The following is a 15,970-nucleotide window of genomic DNA, read 5'->3' on the forward strand; positions in this document are numbered from 1 at the left end:
TGCCCAATAGATTAGATAGCCGCTTTTTGTGAACGACGTTTCAGACCCAGTGCGCCGAACAGACCAGATGCAAACAGCCATACAGATGCTGGTACTGGCACTGCGCTGGCAGTAGGTGTATAAGTCAGTACGCCGGCTGAACTTAATGTGAACGAACCCAATTCAGTGGTGGTATTAGGTGATGATGTTGTCAGACTTGGGTTGGTAGCCCAGAAGAAACCTTCTGTAGTCGCACCTGTACCAAATGCGCCTTTGCCGCTGGCACCACCGCTAACAGGGGCTGCATCCTGCCCCAGACCGCTATAAAATTTATCAAGAGTACTTTGGGTTGCACTGTATGGTGCGTCGTCTACAACATTGCTGGCTTGTCCAGCCAAGCTGAAATTGTTGAGATGATTTAGCCAAGCACCAATTGAACCTGTTGCGCTCAAAGTGTTGCTAATGTTCAACGCACCATTGGCCTTGAAGTCTCCGGCGATAGTCGCGGTTGACAACAAACCCCATTGAGCGGACGCTGTATAGGTAGCTTGTGAACCAGTGCTGTCCAAGTTGGTGAAAGCGGCGCCATCTTTTTGATAACCACCGATGACAGACCATTTAAAACTGCTCAGGTCGCTCAGAAAAGGGGCGAACTGGCTGACAGCGCTTAAATTCCAGCTCAAGCCAGATGAAGTACCTTGGGTACCATTGACAAAGCTGCCGTAGTTCAGACCGGTATCACCCAGGGCCAAATCATAGATAAAAGTATGTTTGTACTCTGCGCTGTTGACGTTATTGTCCACACCAGATAATACGATCGAGGAAAAGTTTTGAACGTTGGCCGTATCACCTGGGGTCACTACAGCCGCCGATGCGGTACCTGCAGCCAAAGCCAGCGTAATTGCTGCTGCTAGTTTGTTTACGTTTCTCATAATTGATAACTCTCAGTAAGTGTGATTAAAAAACAACTCTGTGAGGCGGTATGCTTCCGAACCTTCACGCTTACATATAAAGCAGTTACCATGCCAACTTATACGATATTGTTTTACAAGGGAATTTAATCTATTGCTATTAATACATGCTGGTTAATAAGCAACGTCTGCTGATTTGCTGTTGATATATGAGCAGTTTTGACTTTCTATAATCTGTACTGAGTGGCATTAATAGATTTGACGTCTGCTGCGCGAGACAATTTCAGTCATGGCGAAACAGGGTCGTGCCGGTGTTGCATGTGTTGGTGATGCATGGCATGGTGGCCATGATCGTGTAACTGGGCAGTAAACCAGTCATGTACGGCGGCTATTATCTGCTGATTACGACTGAGGTAACTGAGACTGGCCCCAGCAGGTTCATCGGCATAGATTATGGACAATTGTTCTGGCCCGGCATGCTGCAATACCGCCAGACCCGGCATATCGGCACCATGAATAAAAGCCGGCCCTGAGAAATCACCGTTTTGAAATTTTTGCGCCATGTCCTGCAAATGCCGGCGGATCAAAGCAATCTGCTGCTGGTCAGCAGGATCTTTGGCTATCACGCGCTGCACGCCGCCATCGGGGTTGGCGGTAAACTGATGTTGGGTTTTTTCCAAGTCAAACGGCATGATGTGGCTGCCGCGTTGCACGACCTCGGCTTGCCGGGTGGTAGTTGCGTCTTGGGCTGTGACCAAGCCGATTGGGGGAAATACCAGCGCAATTACACTGCTAATCCGTATGAGCCAGTTGCCGACTTTCATTGTAGCCATGAGATATACCTTAAATTAATTACATGAATTAAGGGTATTGAACCATAACTCGCTTAATTTTGGCTATGTTTGCGTTAATAATCGATTTGGTTCAAGTGGTACAGGATAGTGTTGAATCCCGCTGACCCTGGTTTGATTAAGGCTACGCTGCGAATTCCTCGATTCCACTGCGTTGCATCGAGGCTACGGGTCGCTTTGATTGAGGCTGTGTTTGGGTTGATAGCGGGTACAGGATAGTGTTGAATCCCACTGACGCTGGTTTGATTTAGGCTGCGCGGTGAATTCCTCGATTCCACTGCGTTGCATCGAGGCTACGGGTCGCTTTGATTGAGGCTGTGTTTGTGTTGATAGCGGGTACAGGATAGTGTTGAATACCGCTGACGCTGGTTTGATTTAGGCTGCGCGGTGAATTCCTCGATTCCACTGCGTTGCATCGAGGCTAAGGGTCGCTTTGATTGAGGCTGTGTTTGTGTTGATAGCGGGTACAGGATAGTGTTGAATACCGCTGACGCTGGTTTGATTAAGACTACGCTGCGAATTCCTCGATTCCACTGCGTTGCATCGAGGCTACGGGTCGCGATGATGCAGGGTATGGTAGCCTGTTGCGCTGGGTGTTTTTGGGATAGCTAACACCCACGAAGTTTTGGTGGCTTGTCTGGCGGCGAAGCCAGCCTACGGGTTAACCCGGCAAACCGGATCAACAAATTGATTTGTCAGTATATGGTATTAAGCAAGTGCCATTCAAACTGTGACTTTAATGGCAGAAATCACAAATATTTCCGCATTTTGGCCAGCACTTCCCGACTGTGTAGAGACTGGCCCTGTAAATACGCATCCAGGATGGTTCTTAATAGTCGTTTGGACTCTGCCAGGGCCAGACTATCCAGCTCCTGGTGCTGGGATAATTTTAATAAGGTATGGCCGGAAACCATGCCTTCTGCCGCTGCCATCATGCCCACTCCGGCGATAAAATCATAGCGTAACTGGGTTTGTACGGAATGCTGGTGGTGATTGTCCCAATCGAGTTCTAGTTGATATCCGGTTTGCAACAATAGATTCAACTCAAAATAACGTAGACTGGCTTCAACAGACTGGTTTACGGCTAAAGCCTGTAAACAGTGTTGATAATCTGCAAACAGTTCTGGATATGGATCGTGTTTGTGCAGGAGTTTTTGCAGTAATTCGTTGACATAAAAACCGCAATACAGGCCAAGCTGCTGCAATGAATAGGTTTGCTGCAGTTCGGCTCCAGTCAGTAGTTTTAATTCTTTGTTATCCAGATAGGATAATTGCAAAAGCAAAAACGGCTGTAAAACGCCGGCCAGTTTGGATTTGGGTTGGCGTACAGCCTTGGCCAGCATGGGAACAATGCCGAAGTCGCGGGTAAATACATCCAGCAGTAAGCTGGTTTCCCGGTAGGGCTTTAGTTGCAGGATGATGGCCGGCTGTAGATAAACTGGCGCGGCCATCATTGTTTAGTCACAGTTGTCGACAAAGCCCAGGCTTTGTAAGGCCCGCTCACTATCCGACCAGCCTTTTTTGACTTTCACCCAGAGTTGCAGATAAACTTTTTGGCCTATGAGTTTTTCGATATCCAGGCGGGCTTCGGTGCCGATGTTTTTCAGCATCTCACCCTGCTTGCCGATGACGATACTTTTTTGACTGCTGCGTTCAACCCAGATGGCCGCATAAATTTTGCTGAGCTCTGAATGTTCTTCATAACGCTCTATTTCCACCGTCAGGGCATAAGGCAGCTCATCGCCCAGGCGCCTAGTCAGTTTTTCCCGGACAATTTCAGCGGCAAAAAACCGCTCTGGACGGTCGGTGATTTGATCTTCCGGATAAATGGCTGCGGCTTCCGGCAGTAACGCCATGATCTCCTGTTCCAGGATATCCAGATTGGTGCTTTTTAAGGCGGAAACCGGGACGATGGCGGCAAACGGATATTTTTGTCTGGCCTCGGCAAAAAACGCCAGCATGGCTTGCTTATCCTTGATCTTGTCGCATTTATTCACCACCAGTATCACCGGCAGTCCGGCATAGTCCAGTTTTTTGAAAATTTGTTCGTCATAGACGTGCCAGTACAATCCATCCAGCAACCACACCACGACATTGACGCCCAATAATGTGCTGTCGGCGGTTTTGTTCAGATAGCGGTTCAGGACTTTCTTTTCATCCTGATGCATACCGGGGGTATCCATAAAAATGGCCTGGCCCACCGGCGTGGTTTTAATGCCCTGGATGCGATGCCGGGTAGTTTGGGGTTTACGGCAGGTGATGCTGAGTTTTTGGCCCAGGATATGATTCATCAGCGTGGATTTGCCGACATTGGGTCTACCGATTAAGGCCACATATCCGCACTTCATTGACTATTATTTTCCAAAATTTTTAACATATTTTCTGCTGCTGCCTGTTCGGCTTTTTTACGGGAAATCCCCATACCGATACTGTGTTCCTGACTGAGTGCGACGATGCATTTAACCTGAAAGGTTTGGGCATGATCGACACCGGACATGCTGACCAGTTCATAAACCGGCAGCTCTTTGCGTTTGGCCTGCATTAATTCCTGCAAACGGGTTTTTGGATCTTTATGCCAGTTGTCGGCTTGCAATGCGGCCAGTTTTTCCGCGAACAGGGTTAAAACCCAGCCCTGGCAGACATCAAAGCCTTGATCCAGTAATAATGCCCCAATGATGGCTTCCATGGCATCGGAGAGGATGGATTCGCGGCGGAATCCGCCGCTTTTCAATTCGCCGGAACCCAGGATCAGATAATCGCCGATATGGTGGATTTTGGCCAAATCCGCCAGCGAACTTTGATTGACCAGACTGGCGCGTAATCGACTTAATGCGCCTTCACCGGCACTGGGAAATAATTCGTATAAATGCCGGGCGATGACAAAGCCAAGAATGGCATCACCCAGATATTCCAGACGCTCGTTGTTACCGGCCCCCATGCTGCGATGGGTTAAAGCCAGGATAAAAAGCTGGGGTTGTTTGAAACTCAGTCCCAGCTTTTTAGCCAGAATTTCCGGTTGTCTATTCACCTGTTACCCATCGTCAACACCTTATTTGAGCAGAGTGCCAATCCGGTTAAAAGCAATCCCATGATTTTGCCAGTCCCAGTTCATCCAGATAAAAAATGCCTTACCCACCAGATTTGCTTCCGGCACAGTACCCCAATAACGGCTGTCATTGCTGTTATCGCGATTATCGCCCATCACAAAATACTGGCCTTCCGGCACCACAAACACATCTTCCACTGATGAGACCTTGGCATTTACCAGAATGCTATGTTCTATGCCGAGCAAGTCTTCAGTCAAATGCTCTGCCCCCGTCATATTAGTACCCTGCCCTACTCCCTGATAGCGCCCCAGACTGACTTGAGGGGCAGGCTGGCCGTTGATATACAGTTTGCGGTTAAAATAGGCGATACGGTCGCCGGGCAAGCCGATGACCCGTTTGATATAGTCTACTTCAGGTTGTTTGGGAAATCTGAACACCACGATATCGCCACGTTTTGGCTCTTCCAGTTCGACAATTTTGGTGTTAAGCACCGGTAAGCGCACACCGTAGCTGAATTTGTTGACCAGTATAAAGTCCCCTACCAGCAAGGTCGGCATCATGGAGCCTGATGGAATGCGAAACGGCTCGAACAGAAAGGAGCGCAATATCAGCACAATGAATACCACCGGAAAAAATGACCGGGCGTATTCCACCAATATCGGTTCTTTTTCTGTCGGATACGGTAAGTTACTGGATTTTAAATACAGGTAGTAACTACCCCATATCACACCGGTAACAAAGGTGGCGGCTACCAAAAAAAATGAAAAATCGTAATCCATAAATATTATCTTATTGTAATTGGCTTAGTCTTTATTAACCTGCAACACCGCCAGAAATGCTTCCTGCGGAATTTCGATGCTGCCTACCTGTTTCATGCGCTTTTTACCGGCTTTCTGTTTTTCCAGCAATTTTTTCTTACGGGTAATATCGCCACCATAACATTTGGCGGTGACATTTTTGCGCATGGCTTTGACGGTGGAACGGGCGATCACTTTAGCGCCAATGGCTGCCTGTATCGCTACTTCGTACATTTGGCGCGGAATCAGTTCCTGCATTTTTTCCACCAGATCCCGGCCACGGTTCTGGCTTAAGTCGCGATGCACGATAATTGATAAGGCATCCACTTTATCGCCATTGATCAGTACATCCAGTTTTACCAGCGGAGCCGGTTCAAAACGTAAAAATTCATAATCAAACGAGGCATAGCCCCGGCTCACCGATTTCAGGCGGTCAAAGAAATCCAGTACCACTTCGCTCATTGGCAGTTCGTAACTCAGCGATACCTGACTGCCGGCGTATTGCATATTTTTCTGCACGCCGCGTTTTTCGATACATAAGTTGATGACATTACCCAGATAGGCTTGCGGCACCAGTATATTGGCCAGAATAATGGGTTCGCGTATTTCCAGGATGGTGCCCACATCCGGCAGCTTGGCCGGGTTATCCACCAGCACCACTGTGCCGCCATGAGTTTCAACCTCATAAACCACGGTCGGCGCCGTGGTGATCAGGTCTATATTATATTCGCGTTCCAGGCGTTCCTGGACTATCTCCATATGCAACATGCCCAGAAAGCCGCAGCGGAAACCAAAGCCCAGGGCCTGGGAGGTTTCCGGCTCGTAATTCAGCGCTGAATCGTTTAAGCGCAATTTATCCAAGGCCTCGCGCATCGTGCCGAAATCATCGGAACTGACCGGGTATAAACCGGCAAATACCCTGGGCTGAACTTTTTCAAAGCCGGGCAAAACTTCTGTGGCCGGATTATCGGTGGAAGTAATGGTATCCCCCACCGGCGCACCAAAAATATCTTTGATACCGGCGACGATAAAGCCGACTTCGCCGGTCTGCAATTCCTGTTTTTCCAACTGTTTGGGAGTATAAACCCCCAGTTTGTCCACCGGAAACGATTTGCCGGTGGACATCACGGTAATTTTTTGTTTGCGGCGCAGGCTACCGTTGACTATGCGTACCAGAGAGACCACGCCCAGATAATTGTCAAACCAGGAGTCGATGATCAAGGCCTGCAATGGGCCATCTTCCTTACCGCTGGGCGGCGGGATTTTTTGAATCAGTTGATCCAGTACCGCTTCTACACCCAAACCGGTTTTGGCGCTGATTTTCAGTGCTTCATCGGCGGGAATGCCGATTACATCCTCAATTTCGCTCATGACCCGTTCCGGCTCGGCGGAAGGCAGATCAACCTTGTTCAAGACCGGCACCACTTCCAGGCCTTGTTCCAGAGCGGTATAGCAATTGGCAACACTTTGCGCTTCTACGCCCTGGGCGGCATCCACTACCAGCAGGGCACCTTCACAGGCCGCCAGCGAACGTGACACTTCATAGGAAAAGTCTACATGGCCGGGGGTGTCGATAAAATTAAGCTGATAGGTTTCGCCATCACTCGCCTTGTACTCCAGCGTCACACTTTGCGCCTTGATGGTAATGCCGCGTTCCCGTTCCAAATCCATGGAATCCAGCACCTGCGATTCCATTTCCCGAGCCGTGAGGCCTCCACAAATTTGAATAAAACGATCCGCTAATGTCGATTTTCCATGATCGATATGGGCGATGATGGAAAAATTTCTTATATGTTTTTGATCCACTTAAATTGTTTATGTTGTTTAACAAGGCGGATGTAGCCGGACATCCGCAAAAATAGCAGGCAAGGGCTTAGTGCAATAACTGTCTAAGCTCGGCTATGGTTTCGGCTGTCAAAGCCTGGCGCAGATTATCCCACACTTCGCCATCCAACTCTTCGGCCAGAATATCGATGGTTTCGATCAGATCGTCGAACACCGCAACCGGGTTTTCCAGCTCACGCGGCTCCATGTAAAACGCGATGCCGGGGCAATAGAATTCATCCAGATGTTTATCCGGAAAAGTACCGGGCTGACTAAGTGAAGCCACTGTAAAATGGACGACGCGGTTTTTATCCAGCCGCTCAAACACCTGAACGCTGCCGTATTGCAATCCGGCCCGTTCGAAGGCGGCAAACAGGGTCTCACCATTAAAACCCTCATCTGCCCGGGCAATAATGCTGAATTTAAGTAATTTCGGCAATTCAGAGCGCTGTTTGAGGCTGGGGGGCCTTATGGCATTATCATCCAGTAGGGCATCGCCATCAATCAGGTGATCTACTGAAACCGATTCAGCCGGCTCATCATAGCCGCTGTCATCATCCGGGTTGTCGAGATCAGCTTCATCATAATCATCCACCTCGCCGCGATCGCGCAGGGTTTTAAAAAAATGCAAAATCAGGATGCCGAGTATTACCAGCACACCGATTAAAATTATCACGACTCTTAATAATTCTTTATCCATTAGTTTTCTGCCATGCTAACCGCTTCTTCAATATCAACTGCTACCATTCTGGACACGCCAGGCTCCTTCATGGTAACACCTGCCAAATGTTTTGCAATTTCCATTGTGACTTTATTGTGTGAAATATATAAAAACTGTACTGTGGCTGCCATGTCTTCCACCATCTTTGAGAAGCGTACCACATTGGCATCATCCAGCGGCGCATCGACCTCGTCCAGCAGGCAAAACGGAGCGGGATTAAGTTCAAAGATGGAAAACACCAGTGCCACTGCTGTGAGGGCCTTCTCGCCACCGGATAATAAATGGATGGAGCTGTTGCGTTTGCCGGGTGGCCGGGCAATGATGTTGACACCGGCTTCCAACACATCCGGTTCGCTTAATTCCAGATAAGCCTGACCGCCACCAAACAAACGCGGAAACTTTTCTTTGAGGCCGCTATTAATTTTATCGAAGGTTTCCTGGAAACGTTGGCGGCTTTCTTTATCAATTTTACTAATGGCCTGATCCAGGGTAAGCAAGGCTTGGGTTAAATCCAGATGCTGCTCATTCAAAAACGCCATGCGTTCCGATTGAGTCTGGTATTCCTCAATGGCGGTTAAATTGATAGAGCCGAGTTTTTCGATCTCTGTGCTTAATTCATCCAGCGCACGTTTCCAACTGGGTTCTGCGGCATCGTCCGGCAGATTGGCGAGAATGGCGGCGACATCGGCATTGACTTCTTTGAGCTGTTCTTCCACGGTTTGCTGACGCACCCGGCTATCCTGCTGTTCAAAACGCAAGCTATCCAGCGCTGCTTTCTGTTTTTCCAGATCGGTTTGGGCTTGGGCATATTGCCGGCTTAATTCGTCGACATTATTTTCATTCAGGGTTTGGGATTGGCGGCTGGCTTGCAATCGGGTCTCGAACTGCTGTTTTTGCTCCAGTAAAGCTGCCAGTTCCTGTTTTTCCTCATCCAGCGGCGCGACATGCACCTGAAGTTTTTGCTGGAGCTCGCTGATACGATCAGCCGCCTGCTGATTTTGCAATTGCAGGCGCTCAAGCTGTTTGACCGTGAGAATTTCAGATGATTTAAGTGATTCGATTTGGGCGTGTAATCGATGCAGATGGCGGCGGGCTTCATCCAGACCGGCATTGCTGTCCTGCTGGCGATTCTGCAGTTGCTGGTTAAGTTGTTCCAGTGCGGATTTTTCCGCCACCATTTCGGCCAAAGCCTGTTCTGCATCCTGTTTCTGCAGTTCTGCGGCGGCGCTTAGTTCAGCATTTTCTTGGGCTTCGGCGCTGATTTCAGCTATTTCATGCGCAAGTTGGTTTAAGCGTTGCTGCTGCTGTTCCAGACGTGCCGATTGGGCGCTATGTTCGGCTGTTTTGGCGGCATACTCGCCACTCAAAAGCTTTTCCTGGCGCTGGTATTGCTCCCGACCCGCTTCTGCGGCGTGCAAAGCCTGTTCAGCAACAGCCAATTGTTCTTCGTCAGCCTCTATCGCCAGTTGCAGGGTCTGCTGAGCCTGTTTTAAGTCTCTTAATTCTTTTTCGCGATGCAATACCCCGGCTTTACTGTCACTGCCACGGCTGATTCTGATCCAATGCCGGCCCAGCCAGGTACCATCGGCCACTATCACGGATTCATGTCCGGCCAGTTGCATGGCTCTGGCTTGGGGAATGGTTTCGGCACAATAAATGCCGTTTAACAGGCCGGACAAATCCCAGCGACACCGGACTTTGCTGAGCAGATCGCTACCGCCGGACTGGGACTGTGGGGCTGCGGCAGTTTCAAAAACGGTCAGGGACTGGCGGCTGAGTTTGTGCAATTCATGCAGAATGTCATCGGCGCTATCCAGACAAATGGCTTCCAGATAACTGCCTAATACTGTTTCCAACGCCGTTTCCCAACCGGTTTCCACTTCCAGAAATTCGGCCAATCGGGGTTGTTGTAATATGCCGACCTGTTCCAGCCAGACCGTTAAATCTTTTTTATCCTTGCCCATGGCATGTTGCTGCAATAATTCCAGTGCGGCGATTTTGCCGTTGATGCCCTGCAATTCGGCGCGACGCTGATGCAGGGTATCCTGGGTTTGTTTAATGGTCGGTCTGAGCAGGCTGATCTGTTGCAGTTCGGCCTGTAATTGCTGCTGCAGGGCGCTGCGTTCGGTTTCCAGCATTTCCAGGGTGCTGTCCAAGGTTTCCAGTTCAAACTGTAACTGGCTGTCCTGCAACTGGCTGCGCTCGCTGTGTAATTTTTCCAGACGCTGCTGGTACTGGCGTTGCTGACTATCCATCTGTAGCAATCTGACGCGTTGTACTTCGGCTTGTTCGCGGTATTTGGCATTTTCTGCCAGAAAGGTTTCCCATTGTTGCTGCCAGCGCTGCTTCTGGGTTTGGGTATCTTCTTGCTGGATCAGGGCATCTTCTTCGCGTTCCTTGGCAATCAGCATGGTTTCTTCCGCTTCCAACAAGGTTTGGCGAATTTCTTCGAGCTGCTGACTATCCTCCTGACATTGTAGCTTGGCTAGTTGAGCCTGTTCCTGTAAGCGGCTGATTTCGGTGAGGGTTTCGGCGTGGGAGTTTTGATGATGCTGGATGGATTGTTCCAGACGACCGGCAGCCGAGACCACGCTGTAATATTCTGCCTGCAGGCTGTCCAGATGCTGTTGCTGGTGTTTCTGGGCATCGCGCTTGCTGTTAATGCCGGCGTCCAGCTCACGCAGTAACACGAACAGTCGATTATGTTCTGCGGCTACTTGTTGCAATTTGGCTTCCAAACCGCTGGCAGCAGCCTGGAAGCTCTGCCAGCGCATAGCCAGTAATTGCTGTTTTAACAGACGTTCGCGTTTTTTGAGTTCGGTATACTTTTCGGCTTTTTGGGCTTGCTTGGCCAGATTTTTAATCTGTTTGTCCACTTCTTCGCGCAGATCGTCGAGACGTTCCAGGTTTTCGCGGGTATGACGCATCCGGGTTTCGGTTTCCGAGCGGCGTTCTTTGTATTTGGATATGCCGGCGGCTTCTTCGATATGTACCCGCAGCTCTTCGGGTTTGGCTTCCACCATCCGTGAGATGGTGCCTTGTTCGATGATGGCATAACTGCGCGAACCCAGGCCAGTGCCCAGAAACAAATCGGTAATATCTTTGCGTCGGCAGCGGGCGCCATTCAGCATGAATAGCGACTGACCATCGCGGCTGACTTGGCGTTTGATGGAGATGCTCTGGTATTTGGCGTATTCACCGGCGGCCTTGCCTTCGCTATTATCGAACACCAGTTCCACAGAAGCCACGCTGACTGGTTTGCGCCCGGATGAGCCGTTGAATATCACATCTGCCATATTGCCGCCGCGCAAATGTTTGGCAGAGCTCTCGCCCATTACCCAGCGCACCGCATCAATAATGTTCGACTTACCGCAACCGTTGGGGCCAACTATTGCAGTCAGGTTGCCGTTTATCGGTATGGTGGTGGGATCGACGAAGGATTTAAAACCCGCAAGTTTGATTTTTTCCAGCTTCATGACTGGCTGAACAGGCCCGGAATTGATAAATAATAAGTTATTATCGACGATATGTTGCTTAGATTCGACTGGAATTTTAAACAGGCGCGACAATCCCAGCAATAGACCTATAAAATCAATCGCTTATTCAGCTTAGACACCAAGATCAGGATTGTCAAAAATTTAGTCGGGAACTGACTACCTGCCGGACAATAGCCGATTTTATGATAAGGGGGCAAAAAACTTACCCCCAGACACTAACAATACGCCTGAACCAAATAAAAAATTATTTGGCCTCAGCAAGCTGAGCCGGATCCTTGATTTTTAACAACCAGCCATCCTGACCTAAGCAACCGCCATCCGCCGCTTTGGCTGTGACGTGTACCCGGGCAAAACCATCGCGTAAGGTGGCCGGCAGCTTGGCGTTGACCAGCAGAAAGGTGACTTTGTTGGTGACGGTTACCGTGAGTTTTTCACCTTTGGCTTCTGCGGTAACACTGCCTGGATCGGTGCCACGGCTGGCATGAAAGGAAATTTGCGATTCCGGTGCTACCTCAGCCAGATGGCCTGGATTGGCATCGCGAAACTTGGGCTTTTTACAAACTTTCTCATCTTCTTCGTCGGGTGTTACTGCCCATGCGGTACTGCTGAATATGAGGGTGCTGATCAGAATAATACGCTTCCAGTTGATAGGTGTTTTCATAGTCGGCCTCTTGATTATTATTGTAATTATTGCAAACTGGCTGGTCACTTTAATCAGTTTTCTCAAACATTTCAATGCCTAAATCAGCTATTATTTTTGGCTTGATGGAAGCATGTGAACCTTAAACTCCTAGTGGTTGACCAATATTATAGTTGTGCCGACTCTGGAGGCGCATGGTTCGCAATTGATGCGCATCACTGCGTTCAGCGCATCCTACGTCGTATCCGGCAAAATAAGATTGGTTGAGTACTCATTAAATCAGTAAATGTTACGGCAAAGCCAGCAAGCGGACTGATCTGGAAACTTTAGGCAACATTTAGTAACTATTAGCTATCCTGATTGCAGATTCAGCACTGCTTTGACAGTTTATTGCGTTAAAAATACCAGCCCAATGCCATAAGTCAAGTACCGATGACGCTTACTAAGCCAGAACAAGACAATAGCTGCAGGGTTTTTTAGTGTTTTTATGAGATAATAACGAGTTTTATTTTAGCCGTAATGGAGATTTTGGATGACCGCATTGATAGGCATTATCATGGGTTCCTCAAGCGACTGGGAAACAATGCAGCATGCTGCGCAAACCCTGGAACATCTTGGTATACCGCATGAGGTCGAGGTCATATCCGCTCACCGGACTCCGGACAAATTATTTCAGTATGCCGAAAATGCCGCAGACCTAGGTCTGGAGGTGATTATTGCCGGTGCCGGTGGTGCCGCGCATTTGCCGGGCATGACTGCCGCAAAAACTGTTTTGCCGGTACTGGGTGTGCCAGTACAATCCAAGGCGTTAAACGGCATGGATTCTTTATTATCCATTGTACAAATGCCGGCCGGAATCCCGGTGGGTACTTTGGCAATCGGCAAGCCGGGCGCGATTAACGCGGCTTTGTTGGCTGCCGCCATTGTCAGTAATAAACACCCGCAGTTCCGGGCCGCACTGGATAATTATCGCCGCCAGCAAACTGAAACCGTTTTGGCTAGCCCAGATCCCAGACAGGTGTAATTATGAAAATAGGTATTTTAGGTGGCGGTCAGCTCGCCAGAATGATCGCTTTGGCCGGCTATCCGCTAGGATTGAAATTCATAGTGCTGGATCCCGATCCAAATGCAGGAGCCGGTGGCTTGAGTGAACACTTGCACGGTGCATATGACGATCCGCAGCTATTGGCTGAGCTCGCCGAGAAAGCCGATATTGTTACTTATGAGTTTGAAAATGTGCCAGCTGATGTTGCGGCCTTTTTAAGCAGTCATACCACTGTTTATCCACCAGCCAATGCTTTGGCTGTTGCTCAGGACAGGTTGTTGGAGAAGAATTTCTTTCGGGAATTGGGCATAGGCACTGCGCCTTACCGTGCTATCGATAGCCTTGCAGATTTAGAGCAAGCCATGCCTGAGATTGGTTATCCAGCCATTTTAAAAAGCCGGCGCATGGGTTATGACGGTAAAGGCCAGGCTTTATTGCATTCGGCGCAAGATCTTGCTGCTGCCTGGGAAAGTGTGGCTGGAGTGCCCTGTATTGTGGAAGGTTTTGTCGGTTTCAGCCGCGAAGTTTCGATTATTGCCGCCCGCAGCCCTTCCGGACATATTGTGTTTTATCCGCTCTCTGAGAATCGTCACAAAGGCGGCATTTTGCGGATTGCTGAATGCCGCAACAATGATGCGCTGCAGGCCCAGGCTGAGAATCATGTCCGGCTGTTGCTGGAAAGGCTGGGCTATGTTGGCGTTGTCGCGCTGGAATTGTTTGATGTAGATGGAGAGCTGCTGGCCAACGAGTTTGCTCCCAGAGTCCATAATTCCGGACATTGGACGATAGAAGGCGCTGAAACCAGTCAGTTTGAAAATCATTTACGGGCCATTCTGGATTTGCCGCTAGGCTCTACCAAACCACGCGGATTGGCGGCTATGGTTAATTTTATTGGTGGTTTGGCTCCAGACCCGGCTGTGCTGGCTCTGGCGGATAGCCATTTACATCTTTACGATAAAGAACCACGTAAAGGCCGTAAAGTGGCGCATGCCACAGTGCGCAGCGATGATGGGATTATTTATGCGGAAACTCTGGAAAAGCTGCGCTTACTGGCTGAAGCTGTAGACGATTCTTAAGCTATCTGGATTGGGTGCCCGGCCAAAATTTGGAGCATCCGAACAGATTTAAGAATATGTTTGCGCTAAGCAAAACGGCTGATGCGCAAAATGGAATGTAATTATTCTGCGTAAGTTTTAAATAATCCTTTTTAACAAGCAATTAGCCTCGAATAATGGGCTGCACTGCATTTAGCACATCCTACAACTGCCTGTTTTTTAAAGTGATAATTGGACGCTTAATAGTTACAATGGAATAAATATTGGCGATCTGGTGGTGTAATACGCCTTACCATTGCAGACAATAATGCCGAACCAAAGCGGATTACAAACTCCATCTGGTAAGGTAGCGAGCTTAAGCTAAGCTACCGATGCGTCCTGCTCAGCAGATCTACGGCAGAGTTTTAAGCACGCGTCGATCTTGATCTAAACAATCTTTTCAGCAGAAGATCTCTGGCAAACAATAATAAGAATGTTGGATTGGTACTCAGATACCGTTTGACCAAGCGTCTTTCTTTGAACATGCGATACAACCATTCCAGACCGTATTTTTGCATCCAATCGGGGGCACGCACTACATGGCCGGAATGAAAGGCAAAAGCTGCGCCTACGCCTATCTGTACCGGTACATTAATCCGATCCAGATGCTCGGCTATCCATTTTTCCTGTTTTGGGGCACCCAGACCCACCCATAAGAAATCCGGTTTAGCTGCGTTGATTTGATCGACCAGTTGCTGATCTTCTTCGGCAGTTAAGGCCCGGAACGGTGGTGAATTCCAGCCTACTATATCAACACCGGGAAAACGTTGCCGGGTGGCTTCAAGCAAATCGTTAAGCACATAATCCTTACCCCCCAAGAAGAAATGCTTCCAGTTTTGCTGGCGACCTTCATCCAGGCATTTTTCCATCAGGTCGGGCCCACATACCCGGCCTTCTACTGCAGATTTATTGATGAGGTTGGCATACCAAACCAAGGGCTGACCATCCATGGTAGTTAAGGCATTATTGCAGATGCTGCGCAGGTTTTTATCGGTCAGGCAGGTTACTACTGTATGGACATTGGCTATGCAAACTTGATGGGAGCCGGCAGCATTGATCCAACCTTGGAAAATGGTTAATAATTTTTCATAACTCATTATCGGGAACTTGGTACCCAGAATATCTTGAATTTCTGGTGTGGCCTTACCGGTTTTGGTGGTGCGCAAGCTCACAGCCGGCTTTTCAAAGGCGATATTGTCTGCATAACGGAGTACCAGACTGTCATTAAAGGACTTTCCTTCCATTACCTTGCTGGCCTGAACCAATGATGGATAGACCCAAAAGCTTGGTAGCATCCAAAATGCTGATACGAGTTTTTTGTGGGTATTCATTTCGTATATTCCTGAGATAATTTCATAGGTTGAATACTCCGCAACTGCCTGCGGTTTAACCAATCAAACTACATGTACAAGTTTTATGCCATTTGCCAATTTACGCCGGTAAGTGGCGTAATACCTAATACACGTCCGTGTTATCAATCAGAAAGCCTGACTGGATTAAATAAACTGAGTTATTTAACACAGTGCTGCCAAAAAATTGCGTCTATTGCCGATTTTCATTTCAC

The 15,970-nt window shown here is 48.8% G+C and carries 13 protein-coding genes; 2 read left to right on the top strand and 11 right to left on the bottom strand.

What is annotated here, in order from left to right; genetic code table 11:
- Positions 1 to 11: 11 nt before the first annotated feature.
- The 10 genes from KEF85_RS09335 to KEF85_RS09380 form a co-directional block, all read right to left on the bottom strand.
- Positions 12 to 911 (bottom strand): PEP-CTERM sorting domain-containing protein, encoded by a 900-nt coding sequence (locus tag KEF85_RS09335; protein WP_215579824.1) that lies wholly within the window; start codon positions 909 to 911, stop codon positions 12 to 14.
- A 266-nt stretch (positions 912 to 1,177) separates the two neighbouring features.
- A complete protein-coding gene (locus tag KEF85_RS09340) occupies positions 1,178 to 1,723 on the bottom strand; it encodes an aspartate carbamoyltransferase (RefSeq protein WP_215579826.1) in 546 nt (181 codons plus the stop codon).
- Positions 1,724 to 2,490: 767 nt separating this feature from the next.
- Positions 2,491 to 3,195 carry a DNA repair protein RecO gene (gene recO, locus KEF85_RS09345; RefSeq protein WP_215579828.1) on the bottom strand — a complete coding sequence of 235 codons (705 nt, stop codon included), beginning with the start codon at positions 3,193 to 3,195 and terminating at the stop codon, positions 2,491 to 2,493.
- Between the two features lie 3 nt (positions 3,196 to 3,198).
- Entirely contained in the window at positions 3,199 to 4,089 is an 891-nt protein-coding gene (era, locus tag KEF85_RS09350; RefSeq protein ID WP_215579830.1) for a GTPase Era, read from the bottom strand.
- Entirely contained in the window at positions 4,086 to 4,769 is a 684-nt protein-coding gene (gene rnc / locus KEF85_RS09355) for a ribonuclease III (protein WP_215579839.1), read from the bottom strand. Before rnc ends, era begins: the two co-directional genes overlap by 4 nt.
- A gap of 21 nt (positions 4,770 to 4,790) precedes the next feature.
- A complete protein-coding gene (lepB, locus tag KEF85_RS09360) occupies positions 4,791 to 5,567 on the bottom strand; it encodes a signal peptidase I (RefSeq protein ID WP_215579841.1) in 777 nt (258 codons plus the stop codon).
- A 24-nt stretch (positions 5,568 to 5,591) separates the two neighbouring features.
- Positions 5,592 to 7,391 carry a translation elongation factor 4 gene (gene lepA / locus KEF85_RS09365; protein WP_215579849.1) on the bottom strand — a complete coding sequence of 600 codons (1,800 nt, stop codon included), beginning with the start codon at positions 7,389 to 7,391 and terminating at the stop codon, positions 5,592 to 5,594.
- A 67-nt stretch (positions 7,392 to 7,458) separates the two neighbouring features.
- Positions 7,459 to 8,109: a cell division protein ZipA C-terminal FtsZ-binding domain-containing protein gene (locus KEF85_RS09370; protein WP_215579851.1), complete on the bottom strand. Its 651-nt coding sequence runs from the start codon at positions 8,107 to 8,109 to the stop codon at positions 7,459 to 7,461.
- Positions 8,109 to 11,606, bottom strand: coding sequence for a chromosome segregation protein SMC (gene smc / locus KEF85_RS09375; RefSeq protein ID WP_215579853.1), 3,498 nt, complete (start codon positions 11,604 to 11,606; stop codon positions 8,109 to 8,111). Before smc ends, KEF85_RS09370 begins: the two co-directional genes overlap by 1 nt.
- Positions 11,607 to 11,871: 265 nt before the next feature.
- Positions 11,872 to 12,288, bottom strand: a complete 417-nt coding sequence (locus tag KEF85_RS09380; RefSeq protein ID WP_215579855.1) for a hypothetical protein — start codon at positions 12,286 to 12,288, stop codon at positions 11,872 to 11,874.
- A 511-nt stretch (positions 12,289 to 12,799) separates the two neighbouring features.
- Here KEF85_RS09380 and purE point away from each other — a divergent pair.
- Both purE and KEF85_RS09390 read left to right on the top strand, forming a co-directional pair.
- The gene (gene purE, locus KEF85_RS09385; protein WP_215579857.1) at positions 12,800 to 13,291 is read left to right on the top strand and encodes a 5-(carboxyamino)imidazole ribonucleotide mutase; all 492 of its coding nucleotides are present in this window, start codon (positions 12,800 to 12,802) and stop codon (positions 13,289 to 13,291) included.
- 2 nt (positions 13,292 to 13,293) lie between these two features.
- Complete coding sequence (locus KEF85_RS09390) at positions 13,294 to 14,388, top strand: 5-(carboxyamino)imidazole ribonucleotide synthase (protein ID WP_215579859.1); 1,095 nt, start codon at positions 13,294 to 13,296, stop codon at positions 14,386 to 14,388.
- A 383-nt stretch (positions 14,389 to 14,771) separates the two neighbouring features.
- Here the strand turns inward: KEF85_RS09390 and KEF85_RS09395 are convergent, their stop codons facing one another.
- Positions 14,772 to 15,737, bottom strand: a complete 966-nt coding sequence (locus KEF85_RS09395) for a WecB/TagA/CpsF family glycosyltransferase (protein ID WP_215579861.1) — start codon at positions 15,735 to 15,737, stop codon at positions 14,772 to 14,774.
- Positions 15,738 to 15,970: the final 233 nt, after the last annotated feature.

The sequence above is a fragment of the Methylomonas paludis genome (assembly GCF_018734325.1).
In the GTDB taxonomy this organism is placed as follows: Bacteria; Pseudomonadota; Gammaproteobacteria; order Methylococcales; family Methylomonadaceae; genus Methylomonas; species Methylomonas paludis.

What these genes read in the sequence shown, in the direction of transcription:
- KEF85_RS09335 (WP_215579824.1), bottom strand. Translation starts at nt 911, where the DNA reads ATGAGAAACGTAAACAAACTAGCAGCAGCAATTACGCTGGCTTTGGCT.
- KEF85_RS09340 (WP_215579826.1), bottom strand. Translation starts at nt 1,723, where the DNA reads ATGGCTACAATGAAAGTCGGCAACTGGCTCATACGGATTAGCAGTGTA.
- recO (WP_215579828.1), bottom strand. Translation starts at nt 3,195, where the DNA reads ATGATGGCCGCGCCAGTTTATCTACAGCCGGCCATCATCCTGCAACTA.
- era (WP_215579830.1), bottom strand. Translation starts at nt 4,089, where the DNA reads ATGAAGTGCGGATATGTGGCCTTAATCGGTAGACCCAATGTCGGCAAA.
- lepB (WP_215579841.1), bottom strand. Translation starts at nt 5,567, where the DNA reads ATGGATTACGATTTTTCATTTTTTTTGGTAGCCGCCACCTTTGTTACC.
- KEF85_RS09370 (WP_215579851.1), bottom strand. Translation starts at nt 8,109, where the DNA reads ATGGATAAAGAATTATTAAGAGTCGTGATAATTTTAATCGGTGTGCTG.
- smc (WP_215579853.1), bottom strand. Translation starts at nt 11,606, where the DNA reads ATGAAGCTGGAAAAAATCAAACTTGCGGGTTTTAAATCCTTCGTCGAT.
- KEF85_RS09380 (WP_215579855.1), bottom strand. Translation starts at nt 12,288, where the DNA reads ATGAAAACACCTATCAACTGGAAGCGTATTATTCTGATCAGCACCCTC.
- purE (WP_215579857.1), top strand. Translation starts at nt 12,800, where the DNA reads ATGACCGCATTGATAGGCATTATCATGGGTTCCTCAAGCGACTGGGAA.
- KEF85_RS09390 (WP_215579859.1), top strand. Translation starts at nt 13,294, where the DNA reads ATGAAAATAGGTATTTTAGGTGGCGGTCAGCTCGCCAGAATGATCGCT.
- KEF85_RS09395 (WP_215579861.1), bottom strand. Translation starts at nt 15,737, where the DNA reads ATGAATACCCACAAAAAACTCGTATCAGCATTTTGGATGCTACCAAGC.